Origin of the sequence: Kitasatospora sp. NPDC059795, from assembly GCF_042732175.1 — a bacterium.
In the GTDB taxonomy this organism is placed as follows: domain Bacteria; phylum Actinomycetota; class Actinomycetes; order Streptomycetales; family Streptomycetaceae; genus Kitasatospora.
Genome location: NZ_JBHWID010000013.1, coordinates 94,841 through 115,258, shown reverse-complemented (window position 1 = coordinate 115,258; position 20,418 = coordinate 94,841). Strand labels below are relative to the sequence as shown.

Here is a 20,418-nt window from a genome sequence, read left to right as displayed (position 1 = left end):
GGGCCGACGGGGTCAGCGGCGCCCGTGCACCCGGCGGTGGCTCCAGGCGAGCAGGCCGAGCAGGATCAGCCCGGACAGCATCAGGCTCAGGCCGGTCGCCCAGCCCGCCAGGGGCAGGGTCGGCACCACGGCTGCGAGGACGCCCGCGCCGATCAGCCCGAAGCCGGCCAGCAGCGAACCGGCGATCCGCCAGCGCGAGGCGACGCTCGCCTCCATGCCCTCCATGGCCTTGGTGCGCACCGGCTCGACGTACCGGGAGAGCGCCGGGATCGCCCGGGCCAGCAGCACCAGGCCGGCCAGCAGGAGCAGCGTGCCCGGCCCGGGCAGCACCAGCAGCACCAGGCCGACCGAGATCAGCGTGATCCCGGCGGCCCCGAGGGCCACCCGGGCCACCGGGTGGATGCTGCTCGGGTCCGCTTCGAATTCCGGCCGCTGGTATTCGCTCATCACTCCAGCGTAACCGGGGCGCCGAAAGAACCGGCGGGACCGCTCAGGGCCTGGTGAGCGCCTCGATGCTGTGCCCGTCCGGGTCCTTCACGTACACGCCGCGGCCGCCGTTCCAGTGGTTGATCCGGCCGGCCTGCTGGGAGAACGGGTCGGCCCAGTAGGTCAGGCCCTGCGCCCGGATCCTGCCGAGGATTCCGTCGAACTCGTCCTCGGAGACCAGGAAGGCGTAGTGCTGCGGGGCGATCGGCCCGGCCGCGGTCATCACGTCGAGTGTCACGCGGTTGCCCAACTGCACGGCGAGGAAAGGCTCGTGGACCTCGGCCTCGGGCAGGCCGAGCAGTTCGGTCAGGAAGCCGGCGGTGACCTTGCGGTCGCGGGCGGCCACGATGGTGTGGTTGAGCTCTACGGGCATGGTGCACGGCCTCTCGTCGAGGAGCGGGACGATCTCACGCACTACCGACCGTAAGACTTCAAGCGCCCTTCAGGTCAATAGCCGCTGACCTGCGACGTTCCCCCCCGCTAACGGCGAAGAGCCCGACCGGGGTAGGCAACTCCCGGTCGGGCCCTACGAGGTGACGGTCTGTCAGTCCAAGCCGTTGCGGCGGTACGGCTGGTACGCGGAGCCGCCGTTGAAGTACGGGTAGGGGATCTCCCGGGAGACCATGCCCGCGTCGCCGCTGTCCTCGATGCCGATGTAGCGGGTGTGGGCGGCGTCCACCCAGCCGCCGAACAGCACCGTGTGGTTGTTGGCGATCATCGCGTCGCCCGGCTGCAGGTCGTTCTTGCCGATGTGGTGCGACACACTGCTCGCCATCAGGCCGTGGGTGTCCAGGCCGGGGCCGGAGAGGCCCCAGGCGCAGGAGACCAGGCCGGAGCAGTCGACCCGGTAGCCGTTGGTGACGGCGCCCTGGCTGTAGCCGAGCTTGTGCTCGGCGCGCTCCAGTGCGCGTTCCACCATGGCCCGGCGCTCCGCCGACAGGCCTTCCAGGTTGGGCCTGGCCTTCACGCCGAGGCCTTCGCCGTTCTTCTTGTGCTTCTTGTTGGACCAGGAGTCCCAGCCGCTACCGTTGATGATCTTGGTGCTCCAGTCACCGGTCGACTTGTCCTTGAACTTCGGACCGTCGTGCTTCCCACCGGGACCGCCGGACGGAGTGCCCGTGCCGCCGCCACCGCTGTCGGGGCGGGTGTTGGGCGACTTCGGCTGCGGGTGGCTTCCGCCGCCACCGCCGCCACCACCACCGCTGCCGCCGCCGGGCACGCCGTCGATGCCGGTGCTCGGCGACTTCGGCTGCTCGTGGCCGCCACCACCGCCACCACCACCGCCGCCACCGCCCGAGCCGCCGCCCGGGACGCCGTCGATGCCGGTGCTCGGCGACTTCGGCTTGTCCTGGCCGCCCTGGCCGGGCTTGCTGATGTCGCGCTCGATCTGCTTCTCGATCTCGGCGTACCGGGCGATCAGCTTCTTGATCTTCGCCGCGTCCTGGGCCAGCTCCTTGGTGAGCGTCTCCTTGGTCTTCATCAGCGCGTCGGCCTTGTGCTTGATGTCGGCGACGTCCTTGGTGACGTCCGACAGCACCGAGGCCGCGCCGACGATCCCCAGAATGCCGCCGGAGAACACATCGGTGGCCGCCGCCTTGGCGACGGTCTCCTTGATGTGCCCGACCTGCTTGGTCATCTCCGCCATGCGCTGGTTGAGCTGCTCGAAGTCGCGCTGGATCTTCAGCAGCTCCTCCGGCTTGAAACCGAACATGTTCCCCGTCATCGAAGGACGCCCCCTCGTTCTTCGTCCGCGGAATGCCCCGGGACGATCTCCACCGTCCGAACTCGGTTCACTGCCCGCGGGATCACAGCACGTTGGCGAGGCGCTTCACCGAGTCGCCGAGCTGGTTGAGCTCGTCCGCGACCCCGTTCAGCTCCCGCACCCGGCCCTGGGCGTGCGCGGTGAACGCGTCCGCCGCCGCGCCGTGCCAGGACATGTGCGACAGCAGCGAGTTGACTTCCCCGCCCAGCTGCTCGACCTGCTTGGCCATCTCGGCCAGCTCCTGCGCGATCTTGTTCAGCTCGGCGTCGGCGTCGCCGAACATCTTGCCGAGCGCCCAGTGCGCGATCTCGGCGGGCGCCATGACGAGGTCCTTGCCGACCTTGACGACGTCGCCTGCCAGGTCTCCCAGATCGTCCAGAAAGCCCATCAGAACTCCCCCTGTTCCCCGTTAAAACGTTCTACCCCAGGCTAGTCAGTACCGCGTTCGAGGGAAACGGGTGGGTCCCCGCGATTGGCCGCGGCCGGCCTCCGGGCGGTGTTCGCGGTCCGGCCGTCGCGCCTGTGACACTGGAAGCTCGAAGAAAAAACCGAGGTGCGCCCCGGCCCCGACGTTATGCAACCTAGAGGGATGCCCGCAGTGAGTTCTCCCGTAGCCCCGCAGCCCGCCCCCACGCTCGCGGAGCTGGCCGCCCGGCTACCCGGCCTGATGCTCCGCGACTCGCAGCGCCTGGGCCGGCGTCTGGAGGGCGTCCGCAAGGTCCGGTCGGCCGAGGCCCGGCAGAAGGTCGTGGCGGAGCTGGCCGCCGACTTCGACCGCTCCGAACTGCGGGTGGCCGACCGCCGGGCGGCGGTTCCCGAGATCCGCTACCCGCAGGAACTGCCGGTGGCGCAGAAGAAGGACGAGATCCTGGCCGCCGTCCGCGACCACCAGGTGGTGATCGTCGCGGGCGAGACCGGCTCCGGCAAGACCACCCAGATCCCGAAGATCTGCCTGGAGCTCGGCCGCGGTGTGCAGGGCCTGATCGGCCACACCCAGCCCCGCCGGATCGCCGCCCGCACGGTCGCCGAGCGCGTCGCCGAGGAGCTGAACACCCCGCTCGGCGAGGCCGTCGGCTGGAAGGTCCGGTTCACCGACCAGGCCGGCCAGGACACCCTGGTGAAGCTGATGACGGACGGCATCCTGCTGGCCGAGATCCAGACCGACCGGGACCTGCGCCAGTACGACACCCTGATCATCGACGAGGCGCACGAGCGCAGCCTGAACATCGACTTCCTGCTCGGCTACCTCAAGCAGCTGCTCCCCCGCCGCCCCGACCTCAAGGTGATCATCACCTCGGCCACCATCGACCCGGAACGTTTCGCCGAGCACTTCGACGACGCCCCGATCGTCGAGGTCTCCGGCCGGACGTATCCGGTCGAGGTCCGTTATCGCCCGCTCGCCGAAGACACTGCCGACGACGCCGACGAGGGGGAACTGGATCGCGACCGCGACCAGATCCAGGGCATCTGCGACGCGGTCGAGGAGCTCCAGGCCGAGGGCCCGGGCGACATCCTGGTCTTCCTCTCCGGCGAGCGCGAGATCCGCGACACCGCCGACGCGCTGACCAAGCTGAGACTGAAGTTCACCGAGATCCTGCCGCTGTACGCCCGGCTCTCCTCCGCCGAGCAGCACAAGGTCTTCCAGCGGTCCTCGCAGCGCCGCGTGGTGCTGGCCACCAACGTCGCCGAGACCTCGCTGACCGTCCCCGGCATCAAGTACGTGATCGACCCGGGCACCGCCCGGATCTCCCGCTACAGCCACCGCACCAAGGTCCAGCGGCTGCCGATCGAGGCGGTCAGCCAGGCCAGCGCCAACCAGCGCAAGGGCCGCTGCGGCCGTACCTCGGACGGCATCTGCATCCGCCTGTACTCGGAGGAGGACTTCCTCTCCCGCCCCGAGTTCACCGACGCGGAGATCCTCCGCACCAACCTCGCCTCCGTCATCCTGCAGATGACCGCGGCGGGCCTCGGCGACATCGCCGCCTTCCCGTTCCTCGACCCGCCGGACTCCCGCAACATCAAGGACGGCGTCAACCTGCTGCACGAGCTGGGCGCCCTCGACCCGGCCGAGAAGGACCACCGCAAGCGCCTGACCCCGCTGGGCCGCAAGCTCGCCCAGCTCCCGGTCGACCCGCGGATGGCCCGCATGGTGCTGGAGGCCGACCGCCTCGGCTGCGTCCGCGACGTCATGGTGATCGCCTCCGCGCTGTCCATCCAGGACCCGCGCGAGCGCCCCGCCGAGAAGCGCCAGGCCGCCGACGAGCGCCACCGCCGCTTCCACTCGGAGACCTCCGACTTCCTCTCCTACCTGGCGATGTGGCGCTACGTCAGGGAGCAGCAGAAGGAGCTGTCCTCCTCCGCGTTCCGCCGGATGTGCAAGTCCGAGTTCCTCAACTACCTGCGGATACGGGAGTGGCAGGACGTCTACGTCCAGCTGCGCACCATCGCCAAGCAGCTCGGCGTGACGATCGACGAGCCGCACGACGACGCCGAGCCGGACGCCGACCGGATCCACCAGGCACTGCTCGCCGGCCTGCTCTCCCACCTCGGCCTGTTCGACGTGGAGAAGCGCGAGTACGCGGGCGCCCGCGGCGCCAGGTTCGCGGTGTTCCCGGGTTCGGGGCTGTTCAAGAAGCCGCCGCGCTGGGTGATGTCGGCCGAGCTGGTGGAGACCTCCCGGCTGTGGGCCCGGATCAACGCGAAGATCGAGCCGGAGTGGGTGGAGCCGCTCGCCCCGCACCTGATCAAGCGCAGCTACAGCGAGCCGCACTGGGAGAAGAAGGCCGGCGCGGTGCTGGCCTACGAGAAGGTCACCCTGTACGGCCTGCCGATCGTCGCCCAGCGGAAGATCAACTACGGCCGTGTCGAGCCGGAGCTGTGCCGCGAGCTGTTCATCCGCTCCGCCCTGGTGGAGGGCGACTGGGAGACCCACCACCGGTTCTTCGCCGACAACCGCAAGCTGCTCGACGAGGTCGAGGAGCTGGAGAACCGCGCCCGCCGCCGGGACATCCTGGTGGACGACCAGACCCTGTTCGACTTCTACGACGCCCGCCTGCCCGAGGACGTCGTCTCCGCCCGGCACTTCGACGCCTGGTGGAAGAAGACCCGCCGCGACCAGCCCGACCTGCTCAACTTCGAGAAGTCGATGCTGATCAACGACTCGGCGGACGGCGTCACCGAGGCCGACTACCCGGACGTCTGGCAGCAGGGCAAGCTGCGCTTCCCGCTGACGTACCAGTTCGAGCCGGGCAGCGACGCGGACGGCGTGACGGTGCACATCCCGCTCGCGGTCCTCAACCAGGTGGTCGCGGACGGCTTCGACTGGCAGATCCCGGGCCTGCGCGAGGAGTTGGTCACCGCCTGGATCCGCTCGCTGCCGAAGGCGATCCGCCGCAACTTCGTGCCCGCCCCGGACTACGCCCGGGCCGCGATGCGCGAACTCACCGACCGGCAGGAGCCGTTGCTGCCGACCCTGGAGCGGGTGCTGCACCGGATGTCGGGCCTGCCGATCCCGGCGGAGTCCTGGGACGACGAGCGGATCCCGGACCACCTGAAGGTCACCTTCCGGGTGGTGGACGGCAAGCGGAAGCTCGCCGAGTCCAAGGACCTGGAGGAGCTCCGCCAGGGCCTGCGCCCGAAGCTGTCCGCCACGCTGTCCGACGCCGCGTCCGGCCGCGGCATCGAGCGCACCGGCCTGACCGCCTGGCCGTCCGATCTGCCGCTCCTGCAGCGCACGTTCGAGCAGCGCACCCGCGGCCACTCGCTGCGCGCCTACCCGGCGCTGGTGGACGAGGGTCCGACGGTCGGCATCAAGCTGTTCGACACCCAGGAGGCCCAGCAGCGCGCGATGTGGGCGGGCACCCGCCGGCTGCTGATGCTGCAGATCAACTCGCCCGCCAAGTCGATCCAGGGCCGCCTGGGCAACCAGGCGAAGCTGGCGCTGTCGTACAACCCGCACGGTTCGATCCCGGCGCTGTTCGAGGACGTCGTGGCGGCCGCCACCGACCGGCTGATGGCCCGGGCGGGCGGCGTGGCCTGGGAGTCGGAGGCGTTCACGGCGCTGTACGACAAGGTCCGGGCGGACCTGTACGAGCTGTCGGCGGACACCACCCTGAAGACCGCGTCGGCGCTGATCGCCTTCCACAAGGCGTCGAACCGGCTGAAGTCGGTGTCCAGCCCGGTGCTGCTGTCCGCGGTGAACGACGTCCGCCTGCACCTGGCGTCGCTGGTGCACCCGGGCTTCGTCACGGACACCGGCTGGCAGCGCCTGGGCGACCTGAAGCGCTACCTGATCGCGGTGGACCGCCGCCTGGAGGCGCTGCCCGACCATCCGCAGCGCGACCTGCAGAACCTGCTGAAGGTGCAGGCGGTGCAGCAGGCGTACGGCGAGCTGCTGGCGAAGGTGCCGGCCGGCCGGGAGCCGTCGGAGGAGATCAAGGCCGTCCGCTGGATGATCGAGGAGTTGCGGGTGAGCTTCTTCGCCCAGGGTCTGGGCACCCCGACGCCGGTTTCCGAGAAGCGCATCCTGAAGGCGATGGAGGCTGCCGCGGCGACCCTCTGAGGCCCGGCAGAAGCCGGTTCGACCTGGGGGGTCGCCATGCAGTACGATCTGTCTTGTTCGCAAGCGAGAGCGGAGCGGACAAGGATCAGATCACTGGTCCCGTGGAGCAGTTGGTTAGCTCGCCACCCTGTCAAGGTGGAGGTCGCGGGTTCAAGTCCCGTCGGGATCGCAGGAGCGTAGGGCCCGGAACTTCGAGTTCCGGGCCCTATCGCGTTTCCCGGGCGGGCACAAGATAACGGTGCTGTGATCACCGTCACTGACGCCCTTTCGGAAGAGGACTTCCCGGACATCCCCGCAAAGGCCCCTGATTTAATATGTAAAATTGTACTGCCATTACCGGGAATTCCCCCCTCCCCCTTCCGCCCCGCAGGAATCCGGCATTCCGGGTCCGGACATGCCGAAGGGCCGCACCCCCGACCCGGCGGAGTCGGAGAAGCGGCCCTCAGAGCTGCCGAGCGCCTTTCCCGACCCGGCGGAGTCGGGGCGTGCGCCCGGGGGAAGAACGGGGTATCAGACCTCGGTGCGCTGGGCCGGAATACCGGCCAGCAGGGCACGCACCTCCGCCTCGCGGTAGCGGCGGTGGCCGCCGAGAGTCCGAATCGACGTGAGCTTGCCGGCCTTGGCCCAGCGGGTCACCGTCTTCGGGTCCACGCGGAACATGGTGGCGACCTCTGCCGGCGTCAGCAGAGGCTCGGCGTCAGGGGTACGAGCGGTCATGAGCGGCCTCCTCGGGAGAACCGAACCAGGGCGGTTCTATCCTTCAAATTCTGCACCTTGACCCGCGATGCCCGAAATGGCACAGACGGGCCGAGTCGGTTATAGGACGAACGGCTTGTCCTGGTGTCTACAACTACACCATCCGTCCAGCCCTATCGGCCAAACCGTCAAAATTGACCCCTCACGGGTTCAAGGGCGACGGATGGCCATGGACCACCCCATAGCGGACAGTCACGCACCGGTGACGTCCGGTCACGGTGCGGCACGCCTGAGTGAGCTTGGGTTGGTTGTCCCATTTTGGCACATAGGTCTGAGATGGCGTCAACGGTGAGTAGTGTCACGTTTCTCAGGTATTGACCCGATCTGGGACCATGGTCCCAAAAACCCTCCCAATGGTATGGACCATCCTCTCCCGTCGCACGGACATTCGACCAGAGGGCATTTTCTGACACCCCCTCAGCTCCATTGAGCCTCCCCCGTCACCGGGCGGATCACGCTCAGGACGACTGCCTGAGCGCCAGAACCCGCCGCCAGCGGGTCGACAGCGCCTCGTAGCGGCGCAGTGCCTCCGCCGGGTCCCCGGCCCGCAGGGCGGCCAGACCCTCCGCGAGTTCGCCCACCGAGTGCTCCCCGGCCACCGCACGCGGGCCCAGCAGCTGCACCAGGCCGCCGTAGTCGAGTTCGACCACCGAGCGCGGGTGGAACTCCTCCAGCCAGCGCCCGACCTCCTCCGCGCCCTCGGCCAGGGCCGCGCCGGCCGCCTTCTCGCGCAGCGCCCGATAGGCCCGGGCCACCCGGCGGCGGGCCTGCACCATCGGCGTCAGGTAGAACAGCGCGGCGGGCTCCGGCCGTTCGCCGTCCCCGGCGGAGCCGTACTCGCCGGCCGGCAGGTGGTGGCGGTCCTCCTCACCGAACGCCAGGAACCAGTGCAGCGGCACCTCCCAGCGGCTGGAGCGGATCCACGGCCGGGCGTCGGGGTGGTCCTGCTGCCAGCGCGTCCGGGAGGCCTCGGCGGCGTCGCGCAGCGGCGGCGGCAGCACGGTGTCCACCAGGTGGGCGGGCAGCGTCCGGTGCAGCTCCTGGAGGGCCAGCCAGCCGCGCAGCCGGGTCGTCCACGGGCAGATGTAGGTGACGCCGTCCGCGATCCGCACGTAGGCCTGCCCGTCCTCCTGCTCGGGCAGCGGACGGGGCGTCAGGGCCGCCAGCGCGGCCAGGGCGGCGCGCTGCTCGACGAGGGCGGCGCCGGTCACCGGCCGGCCCGGCCCGTCGGCGTCGGGGCCGTGGGCGGCGGCGTAGGCCTGCCAGCGGGCCCGGTCCGGTTCGGGGTAGGCGGCCAGCGGCTCGTAGACCCGCAGCTGCGCGGTGTACGGCGGGAGCACGGAGGTGCGCGGGGCGGTCACGCTCCGCATCGTCGCACGGGCCTCAGGGACGCGTCAGGGTGTCGTGGAGAAGGCTTCGATCGTTATCGCTCGGGGCCCGCCCGGGGGCAGATTCGAAGGCAGCCCCGGAGCTAGGCTTCGACCAGACGCCCGCCCCACCGTCGCGGGCCATCATTTGCTGGAGTCACCACCGTGACCGACGTACACACCACGCACCCCGTACCAGGCGTGCTGGGCCGAGTCTTCGGCACCGGCCAGGAGGGCGACGGGCACGAGCAGGTCGTGCTCTGCCACGACCGTTCCACCGGGCTCAAGGCCATCATCGCGATCCACTCCACCGCCCTCGGCCCGGCCCTCGGCGGCACCCGGTTCTTCCCGTACGCGAGCGAGGAGGAGGCGCTGACCGACGCGCTGAACCTCTCCCGCGGGATGAGCTACAAGAACGCCCTCGCCGGGCTCGACCTCGGCGGCGGCAAGGCCGTGATCATCGGCGACCCGAACAAGGACAAGAACGAGGCGATGCTGCGCGCCTACGGGCGCTTCGTGCAGTCCCTGCGCGGCCGCTACATCACCGCCTGCGACGTGGGCACCTACGTCCAGGACATGGACGTGATCGCCCGGGAGACCGAGTTCGTCACCGGCCGCTCGCCCGAGCACGGCGGCGCCGGCGACTCCTCGGTGCTGACCTCCTTCGGCGTCTTCCAGGGCATGCGCGCCTCCGCCCAGGCCCGCTGGGGCCAGCCGACGCTGCGCGGCAAGCGGGTCGGCGTGGCGGGTGTCGGCAAGGTCGGGCACTACCTGGTCGGCCACCTGGTCGCGGACGGCGCCACCGTGGTCGTCACCGACGTCTCCGAGACCGCCGTGAACCGCGTCCGGGCCGCCCACCCGGAGGTCGAGGTGGTGGCCGACACCGCCGCCCTGCTCGCCTCCGACCTGGACGTGTACGCCCCGTGCGCGCTCGGCGGCGCGCTCACCGACGAGACGGTGGGGGCGCTCGGCGCGGCCGGCACCTCGATCGTCTGCGGCGCGGCCAACAACCAGCTCGCCCACCCGGGTGTGGAGAAGGACCTCGCCGACCGCGGCATCCTGTACGCGCCCGACTACCTGGTGAACTCCGGTGGCGTGATCCAGGTCGCCGACGAGATCGAGGGCTTCAACTTCGACCGGGCGAAGAACAAGGCCACGAAGATCTTCGACACCACGCTGGAGATCTTCACCCGGGCCGCCTCCGACGGCATCCCGCCGGCGGTCGCCGCCGACCGGCTCGCCGAGAAGCGGATGCGGGAGATCAGCGCGCTGCGCTCGATCCTGCTGCCGGCCGCCCGCCGGGGCTGACCGCGACCGATCGGATGCGCGGGGCCGGCACCCCGGCCCCGCGCATCACGATGTGGAACCGGATTCTCAGTCTGTCCCCCGAACGGGCGATACCGCGCCTCCTTCGGGGGATAATCTCTGCAGGAACGACGGGACCGGCCTCGTGCCGGACAGCCTGCGAAAGCCCCGAAATTCCCCTCTGACCTGGGCGGACCTGGTTCGAGGGGGCTTGGGTGCGCGCCACGTCACACCGGCGACGTACCGTCCGGCGGCGGAAACAGGTACCGTTAATGCTCCAAGGGACGGTTTCCCACTTCGGGCAGGCCGGACCTGATCATCAACACGTGTCAGACTCGGGGCCGTGAGCCCCACCGTTGAGGGGGTCGACCCATGGGGCGCGGCCGGGCCAAGGCCAAGCAGACGAAGGTCGCCCGCGAGCTGAAGTACAACAGCGGCGGGTTCGACGCTAACCGTCTGTCTCACGAGCTGGGTGTATCTCCGTCCACCGCGATCGAGCCTGAGCCGATCGAGGACGACGACGAGGACGACCCCTACGCGGCGTACGCCGACATGTACGACGACGATGACGACGAGGACGAGGACACCCCTCCGGCTCGTCGCCGCGCGTAACGTTCTTCGACCGGGCCGGTCCGGGCGCTCCCTGTGGGTGCCGGGCCGGTTTTCGGCGTACCTGTCGGCGGCGCGGACAATCGCATGACCGGACGAGAAAGGCCCCGCCGGTGGCGGGGCCCTTCAGCGTGTCCGGATCAGAACGCCTCGTAGGCGTTGTACAGCGCCGCGCCGCCGTCGTGCTCGGCGTCGCGGTCGACCACGTCGCCGAGCAGCCAGGCCTCGACGCCGCGGTCCTCCAGGACCGACAGCACCACGTCGACCGACTCCGGCGGGACGACGGCGACCATGCCGACGCCCATGTTGAGGGTCTTCTCGATCTCCAGGGTCTGCATCGCGCCGACCTTGGCGACGGTCTGGAACACCGGCAGCGGCGACCAGGTGCCGCGGTCCAGGCGGGCGTGCAGGTGGTCCGGGATCACCCGGGCCAGGTTGGCGGCCAGGCCGCCGCCGGTGACGTGCGAGAAGGCGTGGATCTCGGTGGCGCGGGTGAGCGCCAGGCAGTCCAGGGTGTAGATCCGGGTCGGCTCCAGCAGCTCCTCGCCGAGGGTGCGGCCGAACTCCTCGACCTGGCGGTCGAGCTTCCAGCCGGCCTGGTTCAGCAGCACGTGCCGGACCAGCGAGTAGCCGTTGGAGTGCAGGCCGGAGGCGGCCATGGCGATCACCACGTCGCCCGCGCGGACCCGGTCCGCGCCGAGCAGCGCGTCGGCCTCGACCACGCCGGTGCCGGCGCCCGCGACGTCGTACTCGTCGGGGCCGAGCAGGCCCGGGTGCTCGGCCGTCTCGCCGCCGATCAGCGAGCAGCCGGCCAGCGTGCAGCCCTCGGCGATGCCCTTGACGATGGCCGCGACCCGCTCCGGGACGACCTTGCCGACGCAGATGTAGTCGGTCATGAACAGCGGCTCGGCGCCGCAGACCACCAGGTCGTCGACGACCATGCCGACCAGGTCGTGGCCGATGGTGTCGTGCTTGTCCATGGCCTGGGCGATGGCCACCTTGGTGCCCACACCGTCGGTGGCGGAGGCCAGCAGCGGGCGCTCGTAGCGCTTGAAGGCGGAGGCGTCGAACAGTCCGGCGAAGCCGCCCAGGCCGCCCAGAACCTCGGGACGGTTGGTCTTCTTCACCCACTGCTTCATCAGCTCGACGGCACGGTCGCCGGCCTCGATGTCGACACCCGCGGCGGCGTAGGTCGCCCCGGTCTCGTTGCTGGTCACCTGGTGTGGCCCTTTCGAAGTGGTGGTGCTGCCTCCCCCGGCCGGGGCCGGGATGGGGTGCCCCCGGCGCGTGCCGGGGGCGGTGCGCAGGACTACGGGCGTCGCAGCGCGTCCGCCGCGCCGGCGCCGCCCAGCAGCGACTGCACGCCGTCGAGGTCGGTCTGCTTGCCGCGGACCGGCTGCTGCTGCTTGGCCTGGCCGCCCGCGATCTCCGCTTCCAGCAGCAGCTTGCCGAGCAGCGCCGGGTCCGGCAGCTCCATCGGGTACTCGCCGTCGAAGCAGGCCCGGCAGAGCTTGTCCTTGGGCTGCTTGGTGGCCTCGATCATCCCGTCGATGGAGATGTAGGCCAGCGAGTCGGCGCCCAGCGAGCGGCCGATCTCGTCGACCGAGAGGCCGTTGGCGATCAGCTCGGCGCGGGTGGCGAAGTCGATGCCGAAGAAGCACGGCCACTTCACCGGCGGCGAGGAGATCCGGATGTGGACCTCGGCCGCTCCGGCCTCGCGGAGCATCCGGACCAGGGCGCGCTGGGTGTTGCCGCGGACGATCGAGTCGTCCACGACCACCAGGCGCTTGCCCCGGATGACCTCGCGCAGCGGGTTCAGCTTGAGCCGGATGCCCAGCTGGCGGATGGTCTGGTTGGGCTGGATGAAGGTACGTCCGACGTAGGCGTTCTTCACCAGGCCGGAGCCGAACGGGATGCCGCTGGCCTCGGCGTAGCCGATCGCGGCGGGGGTGCCGGATTCGGGAGTCGCTATCACCAGGTCGGCGTCGGCCGGGGCCTCGGCGGCCAGCTTGCGGCCCATCTCCACCCGGGACAGGTGCACGTTGCGCCCGGCGATGGTGGTGTCCGGGCGGGCCAGGTACACGTACTCGAAGACGCAGACCTTGGGCTTGGCCTCGGCGAAGCGCGAGGTGCGCATGCCGTTCTCGTCGATGGCGATCAGCTCGCCGGGCTCCACCTCGCGGATGAAGCTGGCGCCGACGATGTCGAGGGCGGAGGTCTCGGAGGCGACCACCCAGCCGCGCTCGATCCGGCCGAGCACCAGCGGGCGGATGCCCTGCGGGTCACGGGCGGCGTAGAGCGTGTGCTCGTCCATGAAGACCAGCGAGAAGGCGCCCTTGACGCCCGGCAGCACCTGCTGTGCGGCCTCTTCGATGGTCAGGTCGGGGTGGCCTGCCAGCAGAGCGGTCAGCAGGTCGGTGTCGTTGGTCGCCGCGGTCCGCCCGGAGCGGGAGACGTGCTCCTCGCCGGGCAGGTCGGCGACCTTCGCCGCGAGTTCCGCGGTGTTCACCAGGTTTCCGTTGTGGCCGAGGGCCAGCGAACCGTTGGCGGTCGCCCGGAAGGTCGGCTGGGCGTTCTCCCAGACCGAGGACCCGGTGGTCGAGTAGCGGGCATGTCCGACGGCGATATGCCCGTGCAGCGACCCCAGGGAGGTCTCGTCGAAGACCTGGGAGACGAGTCCCATGTCCTTGAAGACGAGAATCTGGGAGCCGTTGCTCACTGCAATGCCCGCGGATTCCTGTCCGCGGTGCTGCAGGGCATAGAGGCCGAAGTACGTGAGCTTTGCGACCTCCTCGCCGGGAGCCCAGACACCGAAGACGCCGCAAGCGTCCTGGGGGCCTTTCTCGCCGGGAAGAAGATCGTGGTTGAGTCGTCCGTCACCACGTGGCACGTCTCCGAGTCTAGGGCAGATGGCGGGAACGCCCTGATGGCAGCCTCGCGGTACGCGCGTAGACCTCGGCCCTTACCAGGTCTTCCGCGTTCGGGTGGCCGGCTTCACGCCCTTGTCATCAGGCCTTCGCACGGTGGCCGAACGGCCCGGACGGGCCTGCGCTGTGAGCCTGCTCACCCGGCGGGCAGCAGCAGCCGCCAGGAGTCCGGGCGGACCGTCCAGGTGCGGTGGCGGACCGGGCCGACCGGGCAGCCGTCCGCCTCGTAGCCGAAGCTGCGGCCGGCCACGGTGAGCCGGTCGGCGCGCAGGCGGTGCGGGCTGCCGTCCAGGTCGAGGGCGAGTTCCATGACGCCGTCGGCCACCGCGACCCGCAGATGGCGGACCCGCTGGTGGACGTCGGCCAGCAGGTGGCCGTCGGCTTCGATGCGCAGTTCCTCGGATCCGGAGGGGCTCGCCTGCTCGGCCGCAGCCAGTTTCGCCCATAGCGAACGCCAGCCACCCGTTCGGCCCTGCCTCGGGCCGGTGAAACGGACCTCGGAGAGCACCACTCCGCCGCCGTCGTCGAGCAGCAGTCCGAGCCGGCGGGCGCTGCCCGCCAGCACCGTCCGGGCGGCCGCCACCGGCTCGGCCGGCACGCCCAGCATGCGGGCGGTCGCGGTGGCCACCGGGCCCCCGACCGGAACCAGACCTACCGGGTCGGCATCCAACTCCCGCTGCCGGTGCAGGGCCTGCAACACCCGCTGCAGCGCCTGGTCGGAGCCGATCACCACGGCGCGCCTTCTGCCCCGATGCGCGAGCACCCGGTCCAACTCGGACGGGCTCTCCGGCAGGGTGACCTTCACGTCGGCGCCGCCGCACAGCACATCCTTGGCGATCCGCACCGATTCGCCGTCCGCCTGCCTGGCCGACGGGTCCAGCACCACCAGGAGCGGCCCGGCCCCCTCGGCGTCCGCGGGGCGGGATACGGGCGTGGACAGCGACGACACGACCGGTCCTTCCTCAGGTAATCTCTCGGTGCAAGAGCCCCTTGCGCCATTGCGCCAGGGGCTTGGTCCATCTCGGGGCAGACTGCGGTCTTCGCAGGATGCCCCAACCGGAAGGGGTGTACGCCTGTGCCGGCACTCGTGCTCGTTGGTGCCCAGTGGGGAGACGAGGGCAAGGGGAAGGCCACCGACCTGCTCGGCGGCTCCGTCGACTACGTCGTCCGCTACCAGGGCGGCAACAACGCCGGTCACACGGTGGTCATCGGCGACCAGAAGTACGCCCTCCACCTGCTGCCTTCCGGCATCCTCAGCCCGAACGTGGTGCCGGTGATCGGCAACGGCGTGGTCATCGACCCGGGCGTGCTGCTCTCGGAGCTGCAGGGTCTGAACGACCGCGGCATCGACACCTCCAAGCTGCTGATCTCGGGCAACGCCCACCTGATCACCCCGTACCACCGGACGCTGGACAAGGTCACCGAGCGCTTCCTCGGCAAGCGCCGGATCGGCACCACCGGCCGCGGCATCGGCCCGGCCTACGCCGACAAGATCAACCGCGTCGGCATCCGGGTCCAGGACCTGTTCGACGAGTCGATCCTGCGCCAGAAGATCGAAGCGGCGCTGCACGACAAGAACCAGCTGCTGGTCAAGCTCTACAACCGCCGCGCGATCCCGGCCGACCTGGTGCTCGAGGAGTACCTGGGCTACGCCGACAAGATCAAGCCGTTCCTGGCGGACACCACGCTCGTCCTGGACGAGGCGCTGAAGGCCGGCAAGGTCGTGCTGCTGGAAGGCGGCCAGGGCACCCTGCTCGACGTCGACCACGGCACGTACCCGTTCGTCACCTCGTCGAACCCGACCTCCGGCGGCGCCTGCACCGGCTCCGGCATCGGCCCGACCAAGATCGACCGGGTCATCGGCATCCTGAAGGCCTACACCACCCGCGTCGGCTCGGGCCCGTTCCCGACCGAGCTGCTGGACGCGGACGGCGAGGCGCTGCGGCGGATCGGCGGCGAGCGCGGTGTGACCACCGGACGCGACCGGCGCTGCGGCTGGTTCGACGCGGTGATCGCCCGCTACGCGACCCGGGTCAACGGCCTGACCGACTTCTTCCTGACCAAGCTGGACGTGCTGACCGGCTGGGAGCAGATCCCGGTCTGCGTGGCGTACGAGATCGACGGGCAGCGGGTCGAGGAACTCCCGTACAACCAGTCGGACTTCCACCACGCGAAGCCGATCTACGAGAACCTGCCGGGCTGGAGCGAGGACATCTCGAAGGCGAAGACCTTCGCCGACCTGCCGAAGAACGCGCAGGCGTACGTGAAGGCGCTGGAGGAGATGTCGGGCGCGCCGATCTCGGCGATCGGCGTCGGCCCCGGCCGGACCGAGACCATCGAGATCAACTCCTTCCTGTAGGACGGACGTCGCGAGGCCCGGTACCCCCGATCGCGGGGGTGCCGGGCCTTTCGCATGGGGTTCTACGTTTGCACTAATACAGATATGGCTTGCGCCTAGTGCAAAGCTGGCTCTACGGTGTGGCGCATGACCGCGAAACTGCCCGCACCCGTCGTCCTGACCGGCCGTCACATCCGGCTGGAGCCGCTGACCCGCGCCCATGTGCCCGACCTGTTCGCCGCCGGCGGCGGGGACGAGGAACTGTGGCGCTGGGTGCCGGTGCCGCTGCCGCGCACCCTGGAGGAGATGGCGCGGACCATCGACGCCCGGCTGGCGGACGTGCACTGCGAGCCGTACGCGGTGATCTCGCTCGCCGACGGGCGGGCGATCGGGGTGACCTGCTACTTCGAGGCCGACGCGGCCGAGGAGCAGGTGGAGATCGGCGGCACCTGGTACGCGCGCTCCGCGTGGCGGACGGCGGTGAACACCGAGGCGAAGCTGCTGATGCTCTCGCACGCCTTCGAGGACCTCGGCATGGGTCGGGTCAGCTGGCGCACCGACATCCGCAACGAGCGCTCGCAGAACGCGATCCGCCGGCTCGGCGCCACCTACGAGGGCACGTTCCGGCGCCACAAGCAGCGCCCGGACGGCAGTTGGCGGGACACCGTGTTCTTCGCGATGCTGGCCGACGAGTGGCCCGCCGCGAAGGCCCGGCTGACCGAACGACTGGCGGCCGGCTGAGCGGTCAGTAGATGGCGGCGGAGACGATCGCCGCGACCGCCAGGTTGGTCGCGGCCGTCACCCAGACCGCCGGGTGCGGCTCGGGGTCGACCAGCAGCTCACCCAGCTTGCCGGGCGTGACCAGGTCGAGCACCCAGAACGAGACCGCCATCAGCAGCAGGCCGAACAGGCCGAACACGGCGGCCGCGGCCAGGCCCTTGCCGAACTCCTGGTAGGTGGAGATCACCGCGGTGAAGACGATCGCGCCGACCGACAGCAGCGCGGAGCTCAGCACCACGGCGGCGTTGCGGTTGCGCTCGATCCATATCTGGCGGCGCAGTTCACCGGGCGTCAGGACATCCACCAGGACGACGCCGAGCAGCAGCAGGACCAGGCCGACACCGCCGTAGGCGGCCGCGTGACCCAGCTGGTGAAGGATGTCGCTCATCGGGTTCCGCCCCCTCGTGTCCGCCTGCCGGCCCCGTGCCGAGGACCGGCACAACATAGCGCACGGGGCGGGCGGCGACGGGGGAGCGGCTCAGTCGTTGTGCTCGACCAGGCGGTCCAGGCAGACCGCGACGGCGATCATCAGCGGGACGTCGACGCCGTCCTCGATCTCCACGCCGTAGGTGTCCCGGATGCTGAACCACTTGCGGGAGACCTCGCCGAGCCGGTGCCCGTCGTGCTTGACGGTGTACTCCTTGTCGATCAGGTCGCCGTGGACCTCCCACTCGCCGCCGCTCTCCAGCTCCACGTGGTACTTGTCGTGGAACGGGGTGAACAGCTTCTTGCGGACGGTGGCGACCACGTCCCCCTCGGCGTTCTCGATCTTCATGGCGTCGCGGACGGTCAGCACCTTCTCCCGGATGGTGGCGACCGTGTTGCCGGCGGTGTCCTGCAGCTCGAAGGTGTCGCGGATACGCAGCACCTTGCCGTCCACCAGGAAAGCCTTCTCGCCGTGCTCGTCCTCGACCCAGTAGTCGTCGCCGATCGCGAACAGGCGCTCCTTGACCACGAACTTCCGACCCATGATCCGACTCCTCGTCTGCTTGCCGGCCCGCCGTCGGGCGGCCCTCGACATGGTGCCAGCCGGCGTTACGTGAGGTCCCACAACAGGCGGTAGTAGGCGAGGCGTTCGTCATCCGGTCGGACGCCGTACGCCTCCAGCAGGGGACGTTCCCAGCCCGGGCCGTAGTTCCACACCGTGCTCCAGCTCGCCACCGCGAGGTCCGCCCAGCGGTCGGCCACGCCGAGGGTTCCCAGGTCGACGTGGCCGGCGGGGCGGCCGTCGTCGTCGACCAGGGTGTTGGGGGCGCAGCTGTCGCCGTGGCAGACCACCTCGACGTCCACCGGCGGCGGGTCGGCGAGGATCGCCAGCGCCCGTTCCACGGTGCCGTGGTGACGGTGGTCCCGGTGCCAGTCGGCGGGGTCGCGGCGCAGCGCGACGGCGTGGTCGATCCGCTCGCGGGCGGACCAGGTGTACGGGCAGTCGGCCACCGGCAGGGCCTCGTGGAAGGCGCGCAGGCCCTCGCCGATCGCGCGGACGGCGAGGGCCGGACGCTCCTTCAGCTCCGGTTCGACGGCGGAGCGGCCGGGCAGGCCCGCCGTCAGCAGCCAGCGTCCGGTCCCGTCGCCGCCGATGCCCAGTACCTCGGGGACGGTGGTGAACGCGCCGGCCCAGCGCATCCGTTCGGCCTCGGCGTCGAGGTCCGCGCCGCTGCCGGCCGGCGCCCACTTCACGAACCGCCGGCCGGGGCCGTCGCCGAGCCGGAAGGTGATCCCGTTCAGCCCGTTCAGCCAGACGGGCAACGGCCGTTCGCCACGGGCGAGTTCGGCGATCGGGGGCGGGATCTCGATGATGTCGTCGGGGGCCGGAGTGCTCATCGGCCCAGTGTCACGCACCGGCCGCGGATCGTCCCGCGGTTTTCCCGGCGGGCCGCTCGATCAAGGATGCGGAACGATCCTCCGTTTCCCCTCCCCGCGCCGGGTTCGGGGCGCTAGCTTCTGCTCGCATGGAAATCGGCGAACTGATCGGAACCGGCCGCACCGCGGACGTCTGGGCACTGAAGGACGGGCGGGTGCTGCGCCGCTACCGGGACGGGCTGAGTGCCGACGGCGAGGCCGAGATGATGACGCACCTGGCCGAGCACGGCTACCCGGTGCCCGCCGTGTGGGCCGCCGAACGGCCCGAGGACCTGATCATGGAACGCCTCGGCGGGCCCACCATGCTGCAGTCGCTGGAGGCCGGGACGACCAGTGCGGCCGCGGCCGGGGAGCTGCTCGCCGAACTGCTGCGCCGACTGCACCAGATCCCGCCGCGCGCCGCCGCCCGGCCCGGCGACCGGGTGCTCCACCTCGACCTGCACCCCGACAACGTGCTGCTCACCGCGCACGGCCCGGTGGTCATCGACTGGTCCACCGCCGCCGAGGGCGAACCCGGCCTGGACGACGCGACCAGCGCCGTCATCCTCGCCCAGGCCCTGCACGACCGCCCGGACGTGGCCCGCGCCATCCTGGTCCCGCTGCTCCGCGGGCTCCCGCCGATCGCCGAGCGGCACCTCGCGGAGGCCCGCGCCCGGCGCGCCGCCAACCCGACCATGACCGTCGCGGAGATCGCCGTGCTCGACGCCGCCGTCGCGCTCATCTCGGCTTGTGCACAAGGGAGTTGAGACCTTTCCCGATGCCTTCCCGGCCGCCCGGGCCAGGTGTATAAGTTGTGTGGGCCATGCACCGCAGGCACACAACGGGGGATCCACCGCATGCCGAAGACCGTGTTCAGACGCGCCACCGCCGCCCTGCTCGGCGCCGCCGCCATCGCCCTGACGGCCCCTGCCGGCACCGCCGCCGCCGCCGGGGAGACCCGGAACCTGCCGAGCGGCGGCACGCTCATGCCGGGCGACTACCTGCCGACCGTCGGCGCCGTCCTGGAGATGCAGAACGACGGCAACCTGGTGCTCTACCTGGAGGCTTCCGTCGGCGGTCACGGCCCGGCGGTCTGGAGCAGCGGCACCTGGGGGCACCCCGGCGCCCACGCGTCCATGCAGCCCGACGGCAACTTCGTCGTCTACAGCGACAGCGGCACCGCCCTGTGGGCCACCGGCAGTTGGGGCAACCCGGGCGCGTACCTGACGCTGACCGAGGGCCGGCTGGTGATGTCCCAGGTGCAGGGCACGCCCTGGGAGAGCCACACCGGGCTCGCCATGGCCGACGAGGACTTCCCGCACGGCGACCGGTCGGCCGCCGTCACCCCGGCCCGGGCCGTCGACCCCGGCCACTGGATCCAGTCGAACACCGTCCGGCTGGTCAACCAGCCCGACGGCAACCTGGTGCTCTACCGTCGGCAGGACGGCGTCCCCCTCTGGTCCAGCGGAACGTGGGGCCGCCCGCCGGCGAGCCTGCTCCTCGCCGAGTCGCCGCTGCGGTCCGCGCTCGGCCTCTACCGCACCGACGACGGCAGCAGGACGTGGGCCGTCCCGGTCACGGGCGCGGCCGGCGCCTACGGGATCGTCCAGAACGACGGCAACTTCGTCCTCTACGCCGACAACGGCACCGCCCTGTGGGCCACCGGCACCTGGGGCAGAGCGTGA

19 protein-coding genes and 1 tRNA gene are annotated in these 20,418 nt (G+C 70.7%); 8 read left to right on the top strand and 12 right to left on the bottom strand.

Annotated elements, in window-relative coordinates:
• Nucleotides 1-12 precede the first annotated feature (12 nt).
• The 4 genes from ACFV4P_RS25210 to ACFV4P_RS25195 form a co-directional block, all read right to left on the bottom strand.
• The gene (locus ACFV4P_RS25210) at nt 13-447 is read right to left on the bottom strand and encodes a PGPGW domain-containing protein (protein WP_380474733.1); all 435 of its coding nucleotides are present in this window, start codon (nt 445-447) and stop codon (nt 13-15) included.
• A gap of 43 nt (nt 448-490) precedes the next feature.
• Nucleotides 491-859 carry a VOC family protein gene (locus ACFV4P_RS25205; protein WP_380474731.1) on the bottom strand — a complete coding sequence of 123 codons (369 nt, stop codon included), beginning with the start codon at nt 857-859 and terminating at the stop codon, nt 491-493.
• Nucleotides 860-1,030: 171 nt separating this feature from the next.
• Entirely contained in the window at nt 1,031-2,209 is a 1,179-nt protein-coding gene (locus ACFV4P_RS25200) for a hypothetical protein (protein WP_380474729.1), read from the bottom strand.
• 82 nt (nt 2,210-2,291) lie between these two features.
• Nucleotides 2,292-2,636, bottom strand: a complete 345-nt coding sequence (locus tag ACFV4P_RS25195; protein WP_073817796.1) for a WXG100 family type VII secretion target — start codon at nt 2,634-2,636, stop codon at nt 2,292-2,294.
• A 201-nt stretch (nt 2,637-2,837) separates the two neighbouring features.
• Between ACFV4P_RS25195 and hrpA the strand changes: the two genes are divergently transcribed.
• Both hrpA and ACFV4P_RS25185 read left to right on the top strand, forming a co-directional pair.
• Entirely contained in the window at nt 2,838-6,809 is a 3,972-nt protein-coding gene (gene hrpA, locus ACFV4P_RS25190) for an ATP-dependent RNA helicase HrpA (protein ID WP_380474727.1), read from the top strand.
• 95 nt (nt 6,810-6,904) lie between these two features.
• A tRNA-Asp gene (locus ACFV4P_RS25185) sits at nt 6,905-6,978 on the top strand.
• A gap of 341 nt (nt 6,979-7,319) precedes the next feature.
• Here ACFV4P_RS25185 and bldC read toward each other — a convergent pair.
• Together bldC and ACFV4P_RS25175 are read right to left on the bottom strand one after the other, a co-directional pair.
• Complete coding sequence (gene bldC, locus ACFV4P_RS25180) at nt 7,320-7,526, bottom strand: developmental transcriptional regulator BldC (protein ID WP_030459248.1); 207 nt, start codon at nt 7,524-7,526, stop codon at nt 7,320-7,322.
• Between the two features lie 497 nt (nt 7,527-8,023).
• Complete coding sequence (locus ACFV4P_RS25175; protein ID WP_380474725.1) at nt 8,024-8,926, bottom strand: hypothetical protein; 903 nt, start codon at nt 8,924-8,926, stop codon at nt 8,024-8,026.
• Nucleotides 8,927-9,097: 171 nt separating this feature from the next.
• Between ACFV4P_RS25175 and ACFV4P_RS25170 the strand changes: the two genes are divergently transcribed.
• Together ACFV4P_RS25170 and ACFV4P_RS25165 are read left to right on the top strand one after the other, a co-directional pair.
• Nucleotides 9,098-10,240, top strand: coding sequence for a Glu/Leu/Phe/Val dehydrogenase dimerization domain-containing protein (locus tag ACFV4P_RS25170; RefSeq protein ID WP_073817806.1), 1,143 nt, complete (start codon nt 9,098-9,100; stop codon nt 10,238-10,240).
• A gap of 369 nt (nt 10,241-10,609) precedes the next feature.
• Nucleotides 10,610-10,849, top strand: coding sequence for a DUF3073 domain-containing protein (locus ACFV4P_RS25165; protein ID WP_380474723.1), 240 nt, complete (start codon nt 10,610-10,612; stop codon nt 10,847-10,849).
• Nucleotides 10,850-10,986: 137 nt separating this feature from the next.
• Here the strand turns inward: ACFV4P_RS25165 and purM are convergent, their stop codons facing one another.
• The 3 genes from purM to ACFV4P_RS25150 form a co-directional block, all read right to left on the bottom strand.
• The gene (gene purM / locus ACFV4P_RS25160; RefSeq protein WP_380474721.1) at nt 10,987-12,063 is read right to left on the bottom strand and encodes a phosphoribosylformylglycinamidine cyclo-ligase; all 1,077 of its coding nucleotides are present in this window, start codon (nt 12,061-12,063) and stop codon (nt 10,987-10,989) included.
• Nucleotides 12,064-12,155: 92 nt separating this feature from the next.
• Nucleotides 12,156-13,736, bottom strand: coding sequence for an amidophosphoribosyltransferase (purF, locus tag ACFV4P_RS25155; RefSeq protein WP_380474719.1), 1,581 nt, complete (start codon nt 13,734-13,736; stop codon nt 12,156-12,158).
• Between the two features lie 173 nt (nt 13,737-13,909).
• A complete protein-coding gene (locus ACFV4P_RS25150) occupies nt 13,910-14,722 on the bottom strand; it encodes a diacylglycerol kinase (RefSeq protein ID WP_380474717.1) in 813 nt (270 codons plus the stop codon).
• 126 nt (nt 14,723-14,848) lie between these two features.
• Here ACFV4P_RS25150 and ACFV4P_RS25145 point away from each other — a divergent pair, with 126 nt between their 5' ends.
• Nucleotides 14,849-16,132, top strand: coding sequence for an adenylosuccinate synthase (locus ACFV4P_RS25145; RefSeq protein WP_380474715.1), 1,284 nt, complete (start codon nt 14,849-14,851; stop codon nt 16,130-16,132).
• Between the two features lie 126 nt (nt 16,133-16,258).
• Nucleotides 16,259-16,852 carry a GNAT family N-acetyltransferase gene (locus ACFV4P_RS25140; RefSeq protein ID WP_380474713.1) on the top strand — a complete coding sequence of 198 codons (594 nt, stop codon included), beginning with the start codon at nt 16,259-16,261 and terminating at the stop codon, nt 16,850-16,852.
• 4 nt (nt 16,853-16,856) lie between these two features.
• On the opposite strand, the gene ACFV4P_RS25135 is transcribed toward ACFV4P_RS25140, so the two are convergent.
• The 3 genes from ACFV4P_RS25135 to ACFV4P_RS25125 all read right to left on the bottom strand — a co-directional run bounded on the left by ACFV4P_RS25135 (nt 16,857) and on the right by ACFV4P_RS25125 (nt 18,715).
• Nucleotides 16,857-17,279 carry a DUF350 domain-containing protein gene (locus ACFV4P_RS25135; protein ID WP_073817826.1) on the bottom strand — a complete coding sequence of 141 codons (423 nt, stop codon included), beginning with the start codon at nt 17,277-17,279 and terminating at the stop codon, nt 16,857-16,859.
• A gap of 90 nt (nt 17,280-17,369) precedes the next feature.
• Nucleotides 17,370-17,861 (bottom strand): LURP-one-related/scramblase family protein, encoded by a 492-nt coding sequence (locus tag ACFV4P_RS25130; protein WP_380474711.1) that lies wholly within the window; start codon nt 17,859-17,861, stop codon nt 17,370-17,372.
• 65 nt (nt 17,862-17,926) lie between these two features.
• Nucleotides 17,927-18,715 carry an aminoglycoside 3'-phosphotransferase gene (locus ACFV4P_RS25125; protein ID WP_380474710.1) on the bottom strand — a complete coding sequence of 263 codons (789 nt, stop codon included), beginning with the start codon at nt 18,713-18,715 and terminating at the stop codon, nt 17,927-17,929.
• 128 nt (nt 18,716-18,843) lie between these two features.
• Between ACFV4P_RS25125 and ACFV4P_RS25120 the strand changes: the two genes are divergently transcribed.
• On the top strand, nt 18,844-19,500 hold the full coding sequence (locus ACFV4P_RS25120; RefSeq protein ID WP_380474708.1) for a phosphotransferase: 657 nt from the start codon (nt 18,844-18,846) through the stop codon (nt 19,498-19,500).
• A gap of 90 nt (nt 19,501-19,590) precedes the next feature.
• On the top strand, nt 19,591-20,418 hold the full coding sequence (locus ACFV4P_RS25115; protein ID WP_380474706.1) for a hypothetical protein: 828 nt from the start codon (nt 19,591-19,593) through the stop codon (nt 20,416-20,418).